Genomic DNA, 17,573 nt, shown 5'->3' with positions numbered 1-17,573 from the left:
ATTTTAGTCGATCTTTCGAACCAACCGCATGTATGGATGCATTTCGACTACGAAGAGGCTCCGACCGTTGGTCACGATTCCCCTCGGTGCAAAGAAGCTTCCTTCGTTTGCCTGGCAGGTTCCGATCGTTCCTCCGTCCGGTCCGCCTGAAACCGTAGTGCCGCTGGTCGGCGGAATCGGAGAACAACCCAAAAGGTTCGTGACCGCATACGGAGCGGTTCTTGAAATCTTTTTGATGAGCGTTGTTCCGTCCACGACGTAGAGAAAGTTTGCGTCTAGTGAAACCGCCACGGGACCGGTAAAACGCGCCATAGTTCCCGTTGCGTTGACTACGTTTCCGGACGTTCCGGCGGAACTTCCCGCGATCGTAGTCACCATCGTTGAACTAAGATCGATTTTTTTAATATTGTTCGAGTTCGTGTCGGTCACATACAGAGTGTTGGAATCATAAACGAGATGACTTGGTTTATTGAATTCCGCGGAAGTTCCCGGTCCGTCCAGAGTTCCCGCGGTTCCGCTCCCCGCGATCGTAGTGACCGTGTTATCCGAGATTCTGATTCTGCGAATCTTATTATTTCCCGTGTCCGCGACGTAGAGATAGGTTCCGTCGGTCGCGATTCCTTTCGGAGCGCTGAATCTCGCCGCAGTTCCGACTCCGTCCGTGCTTCCGCTCGAACCCGCAAGACCTGCAATCGTGGAATACGTGTTCGTGATGAGGTTGTATTTCACGATAAAATGACTTTGGCTCGTGATGTAGAGAAAGATCCCATCGGTCGTAATTCCTCTCGGTCTATCGATCGTAATCGGAAGAGAAGTGGCGGTTCTCGAAGCGATGTTGATTTTTCTCACCGTTCCGGTCGTAGGACTTGCGGTGGTATAATCTCCTGCGTAAAGATGGATACCGTCCGTGGTGATATGATACATGTTCGCGAACGATGCCGTCGGTGCGGACGACATTGCGAATCCGTAGCCGTCGGCGATTATATCCGGGTCGCCTCCGGGATCACCCATAAACCAATCGGCGCTGCCGGTAGCCGGATTTTCCACGAACGGAGCGAGAGGCAAAGAGGAAACCAAACTGTTTCCGCTGACCAACGTTCCGAGAGATGTTCCGTTCACGCAGTTAATGAGAACGCTCGTCGCATCCGCGGTCGCGATCGTTCCCGAGGGGGATGCGATGTAACAAGTTTGACCGGAAGGCTGCCCCGTCATCGAAACGTTAAACGAAGAAGCATCTGCGATCGGAGTCGTCATCTTAAAACTTCCGTTCGCCGAAATCGTCGTGGAATCTCCACCATTGTTTTCTAATATTAGATTCCCGGAAAGTCCCGTGATCGTTCCGCCCACAAAATACATCGCCGGTCCGCAGGAAACGGAAACGTTCGAGATGTTCGAAGAGGAAACGGTGCCCGTATCGTTGCTCAGAGTACAGGTCTGCGTAGGAGAAGTCGGAGCTTGCTGAATCGTAACCGCATAGGTTGCGCCGCTTGCAATCGAAGCGGGGAACGTAAACGAACCGTCGGCCGAAATCGAAATCGGATCGGCGCCGTTGTTTTTCAGAACGAGTCCGCTGCCGCTCAGTCCCGTAACGTTTCCACCGATCGAAAAGCCGATCGCGGAACAGACCACACGAATATTGGAAATCGCTTGTGAAGATACGATTCCGGAGCCGTTGCTCACCGAGCAGATCTGCGAGGGAGAAACCGGATTTTGCCGAATCGTGATGTTGTAAGAATCGCCGCCCCTAACTTTTTCGGGAAAACTGAAATTTCCGTTGGCGTCGATCGTAACCGAATCCGTGTCGTTATTGGAAAGAATCAAACCCGTTCCCGCTAAGCCGGTCACGTCTCCGCTGATCGTCGCGTAGGTAGGGTCGATGTTTGTTGAAGTCACAAATCCGGGAATATTAAAGACCGACAGACTGGAAGAATGTCTGTCTCCGAGACAATTCAACGTCGATAAAACGATCGCGATCAATACTTTATAGAATTTGAATTTGTTTCTCATATTTTTTCTCTCGGCCGAAAAATTACGCGCGAAGTTTCCATTTTGAAATTTCCGCGTCGGCGTCGATCATTCCTCCAACATCCTATTTGAATCCGGAAAAACGTCCGTTGATTCCTTTTTACCTTTTACGAATAAAAATTAAAAAACGGAACAAAGCCGTATTCTTTCGCTCATTCCGATCAATGTCCGTTTAAATTTTCAAGTACTTTATTAAATTAAATTCAAAAGTATTATAAATAATTAATGTTATATGCGGAACCGCTCGAAAATGGATAGTCTGCATTTATATTAAATCGAAAGGAATTATAAAGCCGTATTGATCGTAGCGAATTTGCGTTCCCCGTATCAAAATTTCCGAATCGAGTCGTCGATTCCGAAATTTCAGGCCGAATTTCTTAGTTCTTTCGCGTATCGTTTCGCTTCTATTCTCACGGAACCGCCTCGGGTTCGTTCGCGAATTTTCTGAGAATCTCCTCGATCAAAGGATAGAATTCCGATTCTTCTCGTTCGATTCTTCTCCGGAGGAGTTTGAGGATCGTTTCCGTTTCTTCCCGGAAAACGGAAAAGTTCATTTCAATCGTAAGCGGATCGGAATATTTGCTCGCATAATCCAAAAGGGTGTCCTTTAAACCGAACATGGTCTTTTGGTATTGTTCGAAAAGGGAAACCAAAGTAGGCGAGCTATACGTATAACTTTCCATCTTGAGATAGAGCTCCAAGTCTTCTACGTTCAGGTGAAAGAGGAGAGAAGCCGAAAAAATGGAAAGCAATTCGACGAGATGACCTATATTCGGGTTCGCCTTATCGATTTCCGATTCGATCTGATGCGCGTATTCGTTCACGATCAGGTGTTGTTTTTTGAGTTTTCCGATTAGTTCCACGTTCAACTCCTCGCTGTTTTTTGGTTGAATTTCGATTTCACGTATTCTTCCACTTTGGAAGACTCCAAAGGATAAGAATAAAAATATCCCTGCGCGTAGTTGCAGTTCAGTTCCTTTAACAGTTCGTGTTGACTCGGATTCTCCACTCCTTCCACGATGATCGCTTTGTCCATCGCTTGAATCAGGCTGATTAGAGAGGAGATGATGGTCTTGCTCGACGATTTGAAGTAATTGAAGAGAAAGACTTTGTCTAGTTTGATGTAGTCGACCGGAAGAGTCTGCAGTCGTCCAAGGGAAGAATAACCTTTGCCGAAATCGTCGATCGCAAAACGATAACCGAAATCCTTAAGAAGCGTGATGACTTTGTTGACTTTGACGAGGTTCGAATCGAAAGAATCCTCGATGATCTCCAGAATGATGGAATCGGGAGAAATGCCGTAAAAATCGGTGGATTCCTTGAGGACGTTGAAGATCTGTTTGTCGTTCAGTTGTTTCGCGGAAATGTTAAGCGAAATACAGATCTGATTGTCCCTCAGGATGGAAGTGCTGTAGGATTTAAGTGTGTCCCAGATCAACCATTCTCCGATTGTTTTGATAAAGCTGGAACTTTCCGCTATCGAGATGAAGCTCGCGGGCATCAGCTTTCCTTTTTCCGGATGATTCCAGCGCAAAAGAACTTCCATGGAAAGAATCGAATCCTGTCTTAGGTCCAGGATCGGTTGGTAGGCAAGTTCGAGTTCATTTCGGTTTAATACCTTTCTCAGATCGAGTTCTATCTTTGCGCGTGTCGCGTTTTGTTCGATCGTGTTGCGGTCGTAATGATAAAAGGAATTCGGCCCGATAAGGGCGGATTGTTGAACGGCCTCCTCCAAAATTCGGAGGGAATTTAAGTCCGTATTGACCTGTTGGTCGAACTGGGCGTAACCGACGTTCGCGTTTAAATGAAATTCGCGTTCTCGATACGTGAATGGGAACGAAAACAAGAGTATGATGCATTCGGCAAACCATTCCGCTTCCAATTCGGATTCTATGTTCGAAGTCGCGATTAGAAACCGTTCCGAACCGAGCCGGAAGATCTGATCTCCTTTGGAGATGTACTTTTTGAGACGATCCGCGATTTTAAGAGCGATCGACTCGTAATAAAAATTATCCTCTTTGTTTAGAATCGAATCCGGATTGGAAAGCGAGATCAGAAAAAGAAAGTATTCCTTCTTGGAGTTGCTATTGTAGATCCGGTTGTTGCTGTAGATGGAAAGGAAGTAATTCTTATTCGGAAGCCCCGTGAAACGGTCCTGATAAAAGGATTCTTTCGTATCAACGGAAAGATTTTGTCTTACCGTAAGAAAACGAACCGCGTTGATTTCCTCCAAGTCATGGACGATGAAGTTCAACATCAGCGTCATATCGTTGAAATAGGCGACATCGATTACGCCCGATTCCAGAAGTAGGCTGGACAACCCCGTTTCCTTTTCGTATACGATCGACTTTGTCGTTTTAAAATAAGCTATAAGCGCCTCGTATATGGTTTGGAAATTCGGAGATTGAATCAGATGTTCGAATGTCGAATTGGAATACAGTAATTCCCAGTTTTTTGAGAATAGAATGATTCCTTCTTTCGAATTGTCCGAGCAGAATTTAATGGCTCTTCTTAAAATGAGAGGAGATACTTGCACGTTGTTCGTCACTTTGCTACCCAGCCTATATTTCTAGAGTGTATCAAAGCGCTGAAACGATGAAAAACGGAATTATAGAATTTTCGGATCGGCTTTATAAATCCTTAGGAATTACGTAAATTGCGTTTTTATAACGAAGTTTTGGAACCGGATCGGATGATTTATGGCGGGAATTACAAGTAGCTCGGAAAAAAGACAGGAAGGAGTTTCGAATCCTCGCACAGTCGCGAGGATTCGGCGGAATTTCATTAGGCGGAAAACAAACGAATTGCCGCGGATAAATCCGGAGCAGTGCGAAACAAAGCTTTGAGTCTTGTAAGTTCCAGCATTTTCTCGATCTGAGGAGTAAGAGAATGGAGAACAAGTCCTGCGTTCGGAATCTTATTGAGACGCGTCTGTGCTCCGATAAAAGTCGCTATCCCGGAAGAATCCATCCCTTTGACTCCTGATACATCTATTAGAAGAATGTAAATTTCTTTTTCGATCGCTTCGTTGAAAGTGTCCTTCAACTTTTTAGCCGAGAAAATGTTGATGTCTCCTTGGAGCTGAATCATTGCCGCAGGGCCGGGTAATGTTCCTCCGGAAGAAATATTCTCGACAGTGATTTTTATATCATTCGTTTTGTAACTGATCGTATCGGCTTTCGTATCCATAAATTATCTCCGGAAGGCGTCTTTGTTCACGTTATTTATCGCGATCTACAAATACAATAAAAAATGAAAAACAAGTTTTTGACCGCGTTTATATGAGATCTATAAGGAAATATCCATTCGTATTCAATTGCGGACAAGAAAAAGTAAAATGATTCCGGGCTGTGATAAATAAAACAATTATGATAACAGATTATAAATCAATACTATTTCTATTTTACAGTTCCGATTAAATTAAGTTGAAAGTTTTGTAACCGAGAAAACTCCAAAATCCGCTTGGTAATATTCATTTTTCGTATAGAATCCGGGGAAATGGAGAGCAAAATGATATTAGGAAATGATGAAATAAGAATGGTTAGGTCGAGCTTTGAAAAAGTATACGGGAACAAGGAAGAAGTTTCTGTTTTATTTTATAAAAAACTTTTTGAATTAGAACCAACTTATAAAGCGATGTTTAAGGGCGACATGACAGAGTAGGGAAGAAAGTTGATGTTGATGCTTAGAACCTTGATTTCCGGGTTGGGAGATCTTTCCAATTTAATTCCGGTCATTGAAGACACGGGCAAAAGACACCTGAATAGTAGAAACCAAACATTGATTTCGGTTTAGCAAGATTCCGATAGAAATTTTTCCGATAATGGCGGCCCGGTTCTTATACATGAAAACGAAATTCAAAGGTAAAATTCTCATAAGAATGCGAAGAGATGCCGGGAATCCGCGCGCCGTTTTGCTCTCGTTGGCTGAAACGATTCAAACCCGCGGAATCGATCGGGAATCGGACGAGATCTATAATGCGATCAAACGGCATAAAGACACGAACGTCGAAATGGAGTCCGGTGTTTCGAAGGTTTTTCGAATCGTTCCGGAAAGTCATAGGGTTTCCAAGTCCTTAAAAGATTTATACGGACGAACTCCGAGTAAAACTTACACAAAGAAAAAACGGTCCTAAGGATCGAACATTTAAACAAAGATAAAACCGGTTCAAATATAAAGAAGATTAAAGGTGAGAGAGAAGCATGCCAACCGAAGCGTATAAAAAACAAAACGATTCTCTGAAGAGGCTCGTCGTCGAGTTGATCCGGATCCTAAGAAGCGATTCGATTGCGGATCGGGTAAGCGAGGTTTTGGATATTTTGGCGACGCTGAACGCGAAGCTAAGCGAACACATGATGACCGAATCGAATCTGATTCTGATGGAACAGATTCCGGAGGAAATATTAAGTGAAGAACAGTTCGAGTTCTGTACGAAGCCAGCTCGAAACGAATTGAGAAATCGAGTTCGCACGTACGTCACTATGTGGTCTCTTCCTTCCTTGATTTTAGAAAGACCTTCGCACTTTATCAAGGATTCGAGCGAACTTACGGACCTGTTGTTTAAGAGGATTCAGAATGAAATCGAACTTCTTATGCCTCTTTTAAACGGCTCTTACGCCGTTAGCGAGAAGATCGGATAAAACGATCGTGGAGCAAAGCTTGGAGTTCGTTCTCGAATATATGTCGATGGTTCCATGTCGTATACGTCAGTCGTCTTTGAGGTGAAAAAAAACCGGTAATATTTTGTTGGTCAATTGAATGGAACAGCGGAGTGAAGGGAAATATTATATTGATTAGAACGATTGATATGATTTAGAAATTCTTCATGAAATGAAAATCGAATTATAAAAGAAGAAATTCAAGTGTGGAAGTTGAGACTATGTTGAATGTGGTAGATTGGTTCCTTAGGGAAGAATTGTTGATTGAAATCGCGCGGTTCGGCGCATTTTTTGCATTGATTGTCGGGATCGGACGTTTGATAAGAGCGAAAGGACAGATTGATTATTTTCTTTCCGCGCTTTTGATACTGACTGCGATCTTTCAGTATTTCGACGAATATTCGATTAACGCGATTTCATACAATTGGATGAGGAGGTTTCTGTTTCAGATCGATCTGATCGCGTTGTCGACCGCGGGAATTCTCGTTTATCTTTGTTCCGTTATGGTTTTTTCGAAATACAGCCATCTTCCTTCCAAATACTATTGGAACCTGATTCCTCCGATCGTCTTATCGATTCCGATCGCAAGCTTATACGATCAGCAGAGCAGATTAGAATTCGGAATGTTTCTCTATCTTACGGATATGTTCGTATTGGTTTACGTCGGCATAGCCGTTTATCACATGGTCGCCAATCACGTTTTCGAATTCAAACGTTTGAAGTCGAAGCTGTTGGCCGGTTTGGTCGTCTCCGTTTCCTTCTGCGCGTTTCTTGAAATCATGGGAATCATTTTAGACAATAAGACTCTCGTGCTTCTTTCAGGGGTGATGACTACGATCGACGTTATCTACTTTTACTTTATAAGCGTCTACTTTCAGGATTTGTTAAGCGACGACTCGGCTTCAGAAGCGCAGAAGAACACGCAAAAAAAGTCCATCCTCGGCGACATTGATATGGATGCGCTCGACAAACAGCTGAACTACCTGATTCACGAGGAACGAATCTACCTCGACGAGGATATTCGCCTTCCGAACGTCGCGGAAGAACTCGGCGTCTCGGTGCATCAGTTGTCTTCTTATCTGAACGATCATAAGGGAATCAACTTCAACAACTACATCAATCAGTTCAGGGTTGAGGAAGCGAAGATGATTCTGATCAACGATCCGACCCGTTCCGTGATCTCGGTAGGAAACGCGGTGGGATTCAATTCGAATTCCGTTTTTCACAGGGCGTTTCTACGTGAAACGGGAATGTCTCCGAAAAAGTTCAGAGAGGCTCATCTCTTCAAAAAACATTCTCCATCGTATACACTCAATTAGTGTTTTTGAATGTACCGATTTCTTCCCTTCTTTTTCGGAATTTATTTCCTGGGCGCTTGTCGTATAGCGCCTTCCGATCCGACCAACAATTCCATACTCAATTTATGGATCTACACTTGTAGATCCGGAATCAATGTTGGATGCAACGGTTCCGGCGATTTCCCGAAAACCCCGAACGAGGATTTGCCTCCCGCTCCGCCGGGAGCATGTGCATCGACTTCTTTGGAAGAGGTGATTCAACCGAGCCAATGGCCGAAGGTGCAAGCGGAACTGCAAGCGCAGGCCGCTTTGGGAAGTAGCGGCCCGCCCGTTGCGAATACGTTCGGAGCGATCGGTCCGATTACGGACGCATATCGGGGGGCCGTTCTTATGAAGAATGGAAAGATTCTCGCGATTCCTTATGGGGCCGCGAACAAGATCGAGTTGGACCCCGATACTCTATCTACGACCGTTGTTGGAATTCCCGGCGGTTTATATGATTGGTCCGGAGCCGTATTGGGTTTTGATGGAAACGTAGAATTCATTCCTTCGTTTCGATCCAGTTTTGCATCGATGGATTCTTCCACATATCTTATGACGAACTATACAACGGCGCCGGGTTTTAACTCCTATGTGGGCGGTACGATGGCGCCTAACGGTAAATTGTATCCGATGCCGGCTTCGGCGCCTAATTACAAAGTGGTCGATCCTGTCGCGAGAACCGGCGCGATCTTCGGTTTGGTTCCTACGGATCCGTCGTTTGCGGGAGGGGTTCTTGGACCCAATGGGAAGATCTATGGAATTCCGGCAAGATCGAGTCAGTTTGTCGAAATTGATCCGGATTCCAATACGGCCACTTTTTTCGGATCATTCCTTATTTCTTTCAGCGGCAAGTGGGCCGGCGGCGCATTGGCTCCGAACGGAAAAATTTATACGATGGTTGACGACTATTCCATGTTTGCGGAGATCAATCCGAACACTCCCGGTTTTTTTCTCTTTGGAGCCGCGCCTGGACCGGCGAACGCCTATTCGGGTGCCGTTCTTGCTCCCAACGGAAAGATCTACGGAATTCCATTCAATGCAACTTCTTTCGTGGAGATTGATCCGGATACCTTGACCGTAAACTATTTCGGAACGGCGCCCGGAGGCGGGGCTTGGTCCGGAGGCGTTTTGGCTCCGAACGGGAGGATTTATGGAATGCCTTACAACGCGAATACGTTCGTGGAAATCGATCCGAAAGCGAACGGAAAGATTTGCGACGTGATCTTACAATCCGCGTATTTGAATAAGTTCTAAAAACGATTAGGATCTTCGGATTCGCTTATCATCCATTCTGATTATAAAACAATCGGAATACCGAATTTAGAAAGAATCAGAATCAATCCTATGAAACATGAACGTTGGAAAGCCGAAAAATCAAACATCGAACGCAGCATTCTCAATTCGAAAATTAAAGAATTCTAATGTGTTAGTATTCGGTAGGGCGATCGAAACACAAAATCTCCCTACTTAGATCGCGTGCGTTTTTAATCCCGTGAATTTCCCCTGACCCAAAAGTTCCACGTTTCGGTGAAATTTTTCCCGTTCACCGGGAAACGCGGACTTGCCTACCAATTCCAATCCGAGGATGAGATTTCCGATCTCGTCGTACGAATACCAGCGAATGGCTCCGAAGACCTTAAAGTAACCCTGCATCCGAATATAAATGTCAAAGACGAAACCCGTATGTTTGGGTAGGGTTTGGATCAGATGTTGATCCGTAATGCGAATGCAAATTCCATTGTTGGAAATATCCACGATCGGAAATTTTTCCGCGGTTAAAACCGTATTGGATTCTTTGATGCGCGCCACCATCTCTTTGGAGAACTCCGAGAGTTTGTCGATCGTATCTTTGCCGAGAGGATTCTCTTTGCTTCTGACCCAGATATAACCGAGCGGAATCGATTGTCTTGAATGATTGATATAGATGATCGGGTAAATGATTTCCGAAACGATTTTCTCGTCCTTATACTTTCTCATCAGCGAAGGAATTTCTTCCTGAATCTGATCCTCCACGTCGATCTGATTTTCGTTCGTTGAGTTGTATGATTTTTCCAAAGAAGTATTTTCAATATGAATGTATTTTTTGGATCTTTTAACGAGTTCGAATTTTTCCTCCTGATCGGATTTAAAAACGTCGATCTCGATCAAACCGAGCTGATCGGCCTTGAGTTTGGCTTTGTAGTCCTCAAAGCTGACTTTCACAAGAGTCGGAATGTTGAAGAGGGACGCGTCTATAACGGTTTTGGAAGAATTGATATTGGTTACGTGGGCCGAGTCTTCCGCGACGGGATAACGGGGAAACGCACGATTGGATTTCGCGATCGATATTTGATTGATGCTGAGTTCGAAAATTTTCGGGCTGATTCGTTTTAAGAAAGTGCATTCGATCTGCACATACTTCGCGAGAATTCTATAAAGAATGATTTCTCCGACTTCGGGAAAATCTTTTTCACTATCGGATTCGACGATGATTTTTTCTCCGTCGTCGATGTATTTTTGTATAAGAACCGTTTCCTTGTCGTTGTCGCCTTTTATAATTAAGCTTTGCTTAAGGAGGTGTTTTTCTATAATATGCTTCCTTTGTTCTGCAGAACTTATGACATCTAATTCTCGATTTTTCAACTTGATTCCATTCATTGAACTTACCCCAAGAACCTCGTTTCCTCATACAATATGAGCAACTAAGAATAGAATGGAATGCTAATTTGGTAAATATAAAATTTCCTAACAAACTTTTCAAATTATAGATTCGATAATTTGATAGGTGATGCGTTAGATGACCTTTCTACTTAAGTGAGGGAGTTCCCACAAAATCCGGAAATATTTCTGAGATCGTCCGATCTTGATTCTTCCCCGAATCCGAAACAACGGAACGTTCCGTTTGTTTATAGGTTTTCCGGAAGTAGGCGAACCTTGTATTTCGATGCCATCTTTCGTAAGGATTCGTCGTCGATGGAATGAATGTTTTTTCCGTTGTGATAGTTTTCCACGGTAGCCACGAAAATCGTATAACCGAATTCGGTTGCGATTTGAAAGTAGGGCTTCAATTCCCAATCGAGAGTAAACGTATTGTCCAAAAAAATCTTGGACGTTCCCTTCTTCGCTTCGTTTCGTACACGTTCCTCGCAGCTCTTATAAGCGAGGTGATTCTTCTTATAATCGAAACGGTATTTTCCCGTTTGCGGATCGGTAAAATAGTCGTCCACGCTCAAGACGGGATATTTCCCGTTTTCGGATAAGACTTGGGCGAGTGCGCTTTTTCCGGCTCCCGGAAGACCTCTGAGCAGAATGAGGGACTTGTCTGCGTTCATTTCTTTTACTTTACAAATACGTTGAATCTGATTAGCCTATAGGAAACATCCAGCAGGAAATTCTTTCGCTCATCAAGGAGCGGGGGCGACAAAGAGGAATAGGAGCAGAATGAAATATTTAGAAACGGAGCAGATTATTCCTTCGAAAGGAATGTCTTACACGATGTACGAAGTGGAAGGCGAGGATCAGATTCAAAAGATGATGACTTATATTCCCAACACGGACGAAATTCATATCTATCCGAAACCTCCGGTCAAGAAATTGTATAAACCGGAACTTTGTAAGGTGATCGACGAGGTCGTTTTCTCGGAACTCTGGAAATTAGGGGAAGAAAGAAAGGCGGCAAAGTAGAAAAGGAAGTGAGTTCTGGCCTCGGAGAGAATCGAACTCCCGACACAAGGATTTTCAGTCCTCTGCTCTACCGACTGAGCTACAAGGCCGAACTCATGGACAGCATAGAAAAACAGTCCTCACTGTCAACGAAAAAGATCGTAAACTCCTCGCTCTCACCGATTTGTTTCCGGGAGAGTTCCAATGTCTTCTCCCCTTAAAATTTGCGATCCTTCTCTTCGATTCGAAGAAAGGAAGAAGATGGTCGATTCTCAAATCGCAGCTCGAGGAATCCGAGACGAACGGATTCTTTCCGCGATGCGTTCGATTCCGCGAGAATGTTTTATTCCGAATTCTCACGCTGCACAGGCTTATGAGGATAAGCCAGTGCAGATCGGTTGTCATCAAACGATTTCGCAGCCGTTTATGGTGGCTTGGATGACTTTGCTTTTGGATGTGAAGAAGGGTGATCGCATTTTTGAAATCGGCACTGGTTCCGGCTATCAAAGCGCGGTCTTGATTTTTCTCGGAGTTCAACTCTTTTCCGTGGAATACTTCGATACTTTGCATCGAAATGCGATTCAAAATTTGGAACGTTGGAAGCCGCGTTGCACGGAATCGAATCGTTTTCTGGTCGGAAGTGCGCCGAAAATTCTCACCCCTGAGCTGCAGTTTGATAAGATGATCTCTTGCGCCGCGCTTCCCGATCTTCCCGGAGTCGACAGTTGTTACTTTCAGTCCTTGGTTCCCGGCGGGATTTTTATTTTTCCTTTGGGAAAAGAAGAACAGTTTTTGATGATCGCAAGAAGAAATTTGCATAACTGGTCGTTTGAAACGAAGGGTAGCGTGAAGTTCGTTCCTTTGTTGTGATTTGTCGTCTTGTTGATTCCGTTGTAGGTCGTCGAGAGGTTGTGGACCTAAACGTAAGAAACCGAGTCGCAAGTTTGTTATGGTCCGAAATGGATTCATCCGGGATCGGCGGAAACGGATCCGTAAAAGACGAGGCGCCGGGCTACGTTCGTGCCGGTGACGCTAATTTCGCAAACTCAAACGATGCTTTCGAAAGACGCTCTGAATGCGTGAAAGAATTCGAGGGAATCGCATATATCAGGAAAGTTGCATGGAGTCGAGTGAAATCCCGCTCTCTTGTCGGGGCTTTTAAGATTTTTTCAAAGAGAATTTCTGATTACAAATTGTTGAGCAGGAATTGATACCGTTCCACTTCTCTTTCTAAGGCTTCGGCTTGTTTGCGATAACGATCCGATTGCGCCTTGTTTGCGAGAAACTTTCCTCCTGTCGAACGTTTGGAGAGTTCCCGCAATTCTTCCGCACGGCTCGCTTTTTGCGCTGCCATTGTCCGCAAATAATTGGCAACTGCGGTTTTTTGCTCCGAGGTGACCGCGCTTTCGATCAAAGCTTTTTCCATCAGCCTTTGCTCCGTCTCTTCGGAAACGGCAAAATGGGAATTCGAAATGAGAAAAAAAGCCAAAAAGAATAAATGGGCTGTGATGCGTAATGATTTCATAAGTAGCCTTTAGCCTTCTATCATTTAGACGTCACGGTTTGAAAGGTCGGTATTCTTGAATCCTTCTTTTTGTTTGATTTGATTATTTTAGATCTAAGATCCTTAAGATATAAGAACCTGTCCCAAAACCGGGGCAGAACCTTGCTGCTGGTCTTTCTGGTACAGCAAAATTAGGTTTTGAGACATGCTGTAATGACGTAAGGTAAAAATCGTTCTCTCTTTCGTTGTTTCGTTTTCTTTGCGGTAGCGTTTGGTCGGCACTTCTACTCTTTTTCGATTGATGGGGAGTTCCCGCTTTGAAAGAATTTTAGAAAAAGAAGTCTTTATTATTTTGTGGGAACTCTTACGCATCCAGGATTCCGTGTCTTCTCGAAAGACGTAGGATCTCCTCTCTTTCGATATTTTTTAGTATTAAAAAGTTTTGTTATCAAAATATAATTTACTAAATAACAAAATAGTTATATTCTAAGATGACCATTTTCTGATAAGGCGGCGTTCAAATTTTTCTCGGCTGCATGCAATTTTGCAGACAATGCGTTGCTTTTATGTTCGGTTCCTCTGTTTTAGTTTCGTAAAATACTTCCGTGGAACGCACCAAGTTCGTTGCGTCGGCGCGGCTCTTTTTTTGATTTCATCGTATGAGTTCCCACAAACCGCCGCATTCATCATTCTGGGAAGGTTTTTTTCAATATTCTTTTTTCAAAAGTTCATAAGGTTTCTGAGTCTAGGGGGGCGAGTCTAATATAAAATTCTAAAATTTGCATATTCAAAACAAATACAGTTATCTTATAATAAAGATCTACTTTTCCGGGTCTGAATCGATAAATTCCTTTACACAATCTTAAAAAAGTGAATCAGTTCCATTCGAAAATTATAAATTAGAGAATTATAGAATTAGAATAGAGATCGGGTTTTCTTCCTTAAATTACAAGGAGAAGCTAGTGATGAAGATTGAATTGGATTTTAAAAAGGTTCGAAATCGGATTCGAAGAATCGTTTCGATCGTTTGTTTTACAGTCGTTTTTTTTGGGGCAAATTCCGTCAGCGCTGCGTATGAGAGAGAAATTCTTACATACGATTTGGTCGGACGAGGATTTTATTCGCTGAACACCACGTATTATACGATCAATGTCGTACACTATCGTCGTCCGAGCGGAGGTCCGATTATTCTTTTTCCGAAAACCGTTTTGTTCGTTCACGGTTTCGGCGATAACAGCACGCTCTTTGAACCCTTAGCCAAGGAGTTGATCAATCAAGGAAAAGCACATCACGTTTATATTATGGATCTGCCCGGCCATGGTGCGAGTACGATGTATCAAGGGACCGCCGCAACGCCGTCAAACGTGAGCGAGCTAACCGTCACAAATTATGGAGACGCGCTCCGAGCGTTGTTGAGCGTCATGGTCAACACGGAAAAAAGAAAGATAACAACCATCGTAGGTCATAGTATCGGCGGTCTCGTGATACAGTTGATTCAAAATAGGTTTAGAAGCACGGGCTCGAGTCTTTTAAGCGCATACGGAATCGAAAATACGATTCTCATCGCGAGCGATATTCCTTCTCCTTTACCCTGGTACGGCGGAGATACTCCGATGAGTGATCCGAATTCTGCGAAAGGTTTCGTTTGGAATTTTAAATCGCTGATCATTCTAGATGTGTTTCCATATCCACCTTATGCGATTACGGGTCTTTTTGTGCAAACACCGGATGATTTTTATATCAACACCAAATACGCGGTCAATGGAGTGCCCGTTACGGGAGCGCCGACGCCCGCGCAATTGGAAACCATGAGCAATTTGGAACCGTATCCCGCCGCAGCGAATATTGTGGGTTTGGATCCAACCGGAAACACAACAACGGCGGTTCCGAGATTGCCAGTTTCTCAAAATATTTGGAACGGTTTCAATCTAAAAGTCGTATGGTTGGATAAGGATTTATTCTTTAGTCAATCGGAGACCCAAGGATTGGCCCAATATTTGAAGGCTGGTTTGGATGCGATCACGATTTCCGATCCGGAAGCGGTTCATAACTCACCTTTTTCGAAACCGTCTCTTTTCGTGCCTCTGTTTTAGTTTCCAAGCACGCTCTTTTAGCCGCACCTCGGTTCCGGGTGCGGTGTTTTTTAAAGATCGTTTAAAATCTCGATTCTCTTGCGGTTGCCGCCGATTCGGCGATTTTAAATTAAGAAAATAATAATATACCAATGTTATCCGTATTGTCCTTTGGTCGGATCGCCGTTTCGATCAAGGATGATTGCCGGATTGACACGGCGGATTTCTTTTTTAGGAATGATTTCGCTTCAATGATAAAACCTGTCCCGAAGAAAATTCAATGACATTGCTCTCTATGATCGCAGCGGGAAACTCAGCGCCACTGCTCTCTATGAATCGCAGCGTCAGAGACAGAACCTTGCGCTTGTTTTTCGAACCAAGTAGGAATAAGTTTTGGGACAAGCTGTAAATTCCGCTAACAAACAGAATTCGGTAAAAAAAGCGAGTTTCTATTTTGCCTTAAATCGCCGATTTCTTATTAAATTCTTGATCGAAATCGAATCTGAATGGAAATTTCTGATTTACTTCTCCTTCACCGATTCGATTCTCCTTTAGAGCCTTTCCGACCTTCGTATTTATTTTCGGAAACGCTTTTTGTCGAAATGAAAATCATGAAGAGATAAATCAATGGATCTATTAAACCCAAACAAAACGGAATACAAACATCTGGATGAAAAATCCAGAAACATTATGAAACGTACGATTGCCTTTTTCGAAAAGAAAGGGAAGAACAAGTTAAAAGAAGACGATCGCAATCAAACTTGGTATGCGGATTTTCTCGAGTTTCAAAAACAGGAAAAGGTTTTTGCAACGTTGATGACGCCCGCAGGATACGGACCGAGCGATTCCAGATGGGATACGACTCGGATCTGCGACTTCAACGAGATCGCGGGCTTTTACGGTCTTTGCTATTGGTATACTTGGCAGGTTTCTATGTTGGGTCTCGGTCCGATCTGGAACAGCAAGAACGAAGAAATCAAACACAAGACCGCCAAACTTCTGCAAGACGGCGAAATTTTCGCGTTCGGACTTTCCGAAAAGGATCACGGAGCCGATTTGATCTCCAGCGAAATGTCTTTGGAAAACAAAGGCAACGGAAACTACGTCGCCAACGGGAGAAAATACTATATCGGAAATTCGAACAAAGCCGCGATTGTTTCCACCTTCGGTAAGATGAAGGACACGGGAAATTACGTTTTCTTTGCCGTGAACTCGGGACACAAGAATTACGAACTGATTCAGAACGTGGTCAACTCGCAGAGCTATGTGGGAGAATACGGTCTCAAGGATTATCCGATCGAGGAAAAGGATATTCTTTCCAAAGACAGAGAAGCTTGGGACGCGTCGCTCAGTACGATCGCCGTTTGCAAATACAATCTCGGTTGGGCTTCCATCGGAATCTGCACACATTCCTTTTACGAGGCTCTCAATCACGCTTCTAAAAGAAAATTATTCAATCGCCGAGTGACTGAATTCTCCCAAATCAAACAAATGTTCGTCGATGCGTATTGCAGACTTTTCTCCATGAAACTGTTTGCCGCAAGAGCGAAGGATTATATGAGATCCGCGTCCGCAACGGATAGACGTTATCTTCTCTTCAATCCGATGGTGAAGATGAAGGTGACGATGCAGGGAGAAGAAGTTATCAATCTTCTTTGGGACGTGATCGCAGCGAAAGGTTTCGAGAAGAACATGTATTTCGAAATGGCCGCCAAAGACATCCGCGGTCTTCCTAAGCTTGAAGGAACGGCGCATGTAAACATGGCCTTGATCATTAAGTTCATGAACAATTATTTCTTCGAACCGAATTCTTCGCTTCCGAAAATTCCGAAGATGGACGGCTTTCAAAATGACGACTTCCTTTTCAATCAAGGAACGACTTCCAAAGGTTTTGAAAAGATCACTTTTCCGGATTACAACGAAGTATATGCGAGCGTGAATCTTCCGAACGTAAAGATTTTCAGAAAACAGATCGAGGTTTTGAAAGACTTTCTGAAAAACACTCCGCCGGATTCTAAACAGTCCAAGGATCTGGATTTTATGCTTATTCTCGGAGAACTTTTTACGTTAGTCGCTTATGGTCAGCTTTTGATTGAAAACGCCGCGATCGAGAAGGTAGAGGACGATCTATTGAGCCAGATTTTCGATTTTATGGTCCGCGACTTTTCGAAATACGCGCTTCAACTTTATTCAAAGAGAAGCAGTACCAAAGCACAGATGGAAAAATGTCTCGCGATGATCTTTAAACCGGAAGAGGATGAAGCGCTTTTTAACCGCGTTTGTGAAAAGGTTTATTCTTACAAAGACGCGTACGAAATGGCTCCTTGAAACG

The 17,573-nt window shown here is 43.9% G+C and carries 16 protein-coding genes and 1 tRNA gene; 8 read left to right on the top strand and 9 right to left on the bottom strand.

Annotation, left to right across the window (positions count from 1 at the left end; genetic code table 11):
* Positions 1-3: 3 nt before the first annotated feature.
* The 4 genes from LFX25_RS14290 to LFX25_RS14275 form a co-directional block, all read right to left on the bottom strand.
* Positions 4-2,007: an NHL repeat-containing protein gene (locus LFX25_RS14290; protein WP_238730832.1), complete on the bottom strand. Its 2,004-nt coding sequence runs from the start codon at positions 2,005-2,007 to the stop codon at positions 4-6.
* A 428-nt stretch (positions 2,008-2,435) separates the two neighbouring features.
* Positions 2,436-2,888 carry a hemerythrin domain-containing protein gene (locus tag LFX25_RS14285; RefSeq protein ID WP_238730831.1) on the bottom strand — a complete coding sequence of 151 codons (453 nt, stop codon included), beginning with the start codon at positions 2,886-2,888 and terminating at the stop codon, positions 2,436-2,438.
* A gap of 2 nt (positions 2,889-2,890) precedes the next feature.
* Positions 2,891-4,561 carry an EAL domain-containing protein gene (locus LFX25_RS14280; RefSeq protein ID WP_406600535.1) on the bottom strand — a complete coding sequence of 557 codons (1,671 nt, stop codon included), beginning with the start codon at positions 4,559-4,561 and terminating at the stop codon, positions 2,891-2,893.
* A gap of 248 nt (positions 4,562-4,809) precedes the next feature.
* Entirely contained in the window at positions 4,810-5,214 is a 405-nt protein-coding gene (locus LFX25_RS14275; protein WP_135779457.1) for an STAS domain-containing protein, read from the bottom strand.
* A gap of 655 nt (positions 5,215-5,869) precedes the next feature.
* Between LFX25_RS14275 and LFX25_RS14270 the strand changes: the two genes are divergently transcribed.
* The 4 genes from LFX25_RS14270 (at position 5,870) to LFX25_RS14255 (ending at position 9,277) form a co-directional block, all read left to right on the top strand.
* Positions 5,870-6,160, top strand: a complete 291-nt coding sequence (locus tag LFX25_RS14270; protein WP_238730830.1) for a hypothetical protein — start codon at positions 5,870-5,872, stop codon at positions 6,158-6,160.
* Between the two features lie 67 nt (positions 6,161-6,227).
* Positions 6,228-6,665, top strand: a complete 438-nt coding sequence (locus tag LFX25_RS14265; RefSeq protein ID WP_238730829.1) for a hypothetical protein — start codon at positions 6,228-6,230, stop codon at positions 6,663-6,665.
* Positions 6,666-6,907: 242 nt separating this feature from the next.
* Complete coding sequence (locus tag LFX25_RS14260; RefSeq protein ID WP_238731613.1) at positions 6,908-8,002, top strand: helix-turn-helix transcriptional regulator; 1,095 nt, start codon at positions 6,908-6,910, stop codon at positions 8,000-8,002.
* 9 nt (positions 8,003-8,011) lie between these two features.
* Positions 8,012-9,277 (top strand): NHL repeat-containing protein, encoded by a 1,266-nt coding sequence (locus LFX25_RS14255; protein WP_238730828.1) that lies wholly within the window; start codon positions 8,012-8,014, stop codon positions 9,275-9,277.
* Positions 9,278-9,490: 213 nt separating this feature from the next.
* Here LFX25_RS14255 and LFX25_RS14250 read toward each other — a convergent pair whose 3' ends face one another.
* Entirely contained in the window at positions 9,491-10,660 is a 1,170-nt protein-coding gene (locus LFX25_RS14250; RefSeq protein WP_238730827.1) for a DUF1577 domain-containing protein, read from the bottom strand.
* Between the two features lie 248 nt (positions 10,661-10,908).
* Positions 10,909-11,334 carry an AAA family ATPase gene (locus LFX25_RS14245; RefSeq protein WP_238730826.1) on the bottom strand — a complete coding sequence of 142 codons (426 nt, stop codon included), beginning with the start codon at positions 11,332-11,334 and terminating at the stop codon, positions 10,909-10,911.
* Positions 11,335-11,443: 109 nt separating this feature from the next.
* Here LFX25_RS14245 and LFX25_RS14240 point away from each other — a divergent pair, with 109 nt between their 5' ends.
* Positions 11,444-11,686 carry a hypothetical protein gene (locus LFX25_RS14240; protein WP_000876121.1) on the top strand — a complete coding sequence of 81 codons (243 nt, stop codon included), beginning with the start codon at positions 11,444-11,446 and terminating at the stop codon, positions 11,684-11,686.
* 16 nt (positions 11,687-11,702) lie between these two features.
* Here the strand turns inward: LFX25_RS14240 and LFX25_RS14235 are convergent.
* Positions 11,703-11,775: transfer RNA gene (locus LFX25_RS14235), tRNA-Phe, on the bottom strand.
* 94 nt (positions 11,776-11,869) lie between these two features.
* Between LFX25_RS14235 and LFX25_RS14230 the strand changes: the two genes are divergently transcribed.
* Positions 11,870-12,535, top strand: coding sequence for a protein-L-isoaspartate O-methyltransferase family protein (locus LFX25_RS14230; protein WP_238730825.1), 666 nt, complete (start codon positions 11,870-11,872; stop codon positions 12,533-12,535).
* Between the two features lie 316 nt (positions 12,536-12,851).
* Here LFX25_RS14230 and LFX25_RS14225 read toward each other — a convergent pair whose 3' ends face one another.
* Together LFX25_RS14225 and LFX25_RS14220 are read right to left on the bottom strand one after the other, a co-directional pair.
* Positions 12,852-13,190 carry an LIC10421/LIC12816 family protein gene (locus LFX25_RS14225; protein ID WP_238730824.1) on the bottom strand — a complete coding sequence of 113 codons (339 nt, stop codon included), beginning with the start codon at positions 13,188-13,190 and terminating at the stop codon, positions 12,852-12,854.
* A 102-nt stretch (positions 13,191-13,292) separates the two neighbouring features.
* Positions 13,293-13,541 (bottom strand): hypothetical protein, encoded by a 249-nt coding sequence (locus tag LFX25_RS14220; RefSeq protein ID WP_238730823.1) that lies wholly within the window; start codon positions 13,539-13,541, stop codon positions 13,293-13,295.
* Between the two features lie 593 nt (positions 13,542-14,134).
* Here LFX25_RS14220 and LFX25_RS14215 point away from each other — a divergent pair.
* Both LFX25_RS14215 and LFX25_RS14210 read left to right on the top strand, forming a co-directional pair.
* The gene (locus LFX25_RS14215; protein WP_238731612.1) at positions 14,135-15,262 is read left to right on the top strand and encodes an alpha/beta hydrolase; all 1,128 of its coding nucleotides are present in this window, start codon (positions 14,135-14,137) and stop codon (positions 15,260-15,262) included.
* 606 nt (positions 15,263-15,868) lie between these two features.
* Positions 15,869-17,569 (top strand): acyl-CoA dehydrogenase family protein, encoded by a 1,701-nt coding sequence (locus LFX25_RS14210; RefSeq protein WP_238730822.1) that lies wholly within the window; start codon positions 15,869-15,871, stop codon positions 17,567-17,569.
* Positions 17,570-17,573: the final 4 nt, after the last annotated feature.

The organism is Leptospira sanjuanensis (assembly GCF_022267325.1).
Lineage (GTDB): Bacteria > Spirochaetota > Leptospiria > Leptospirales > Leptospiraceae > Leptospira > Leptospira sanjuanensis.
Note: the sequence above shows the minus strand (reverse complement) of the source record. Positions and strands in the feature narration are given on the sequence as shown.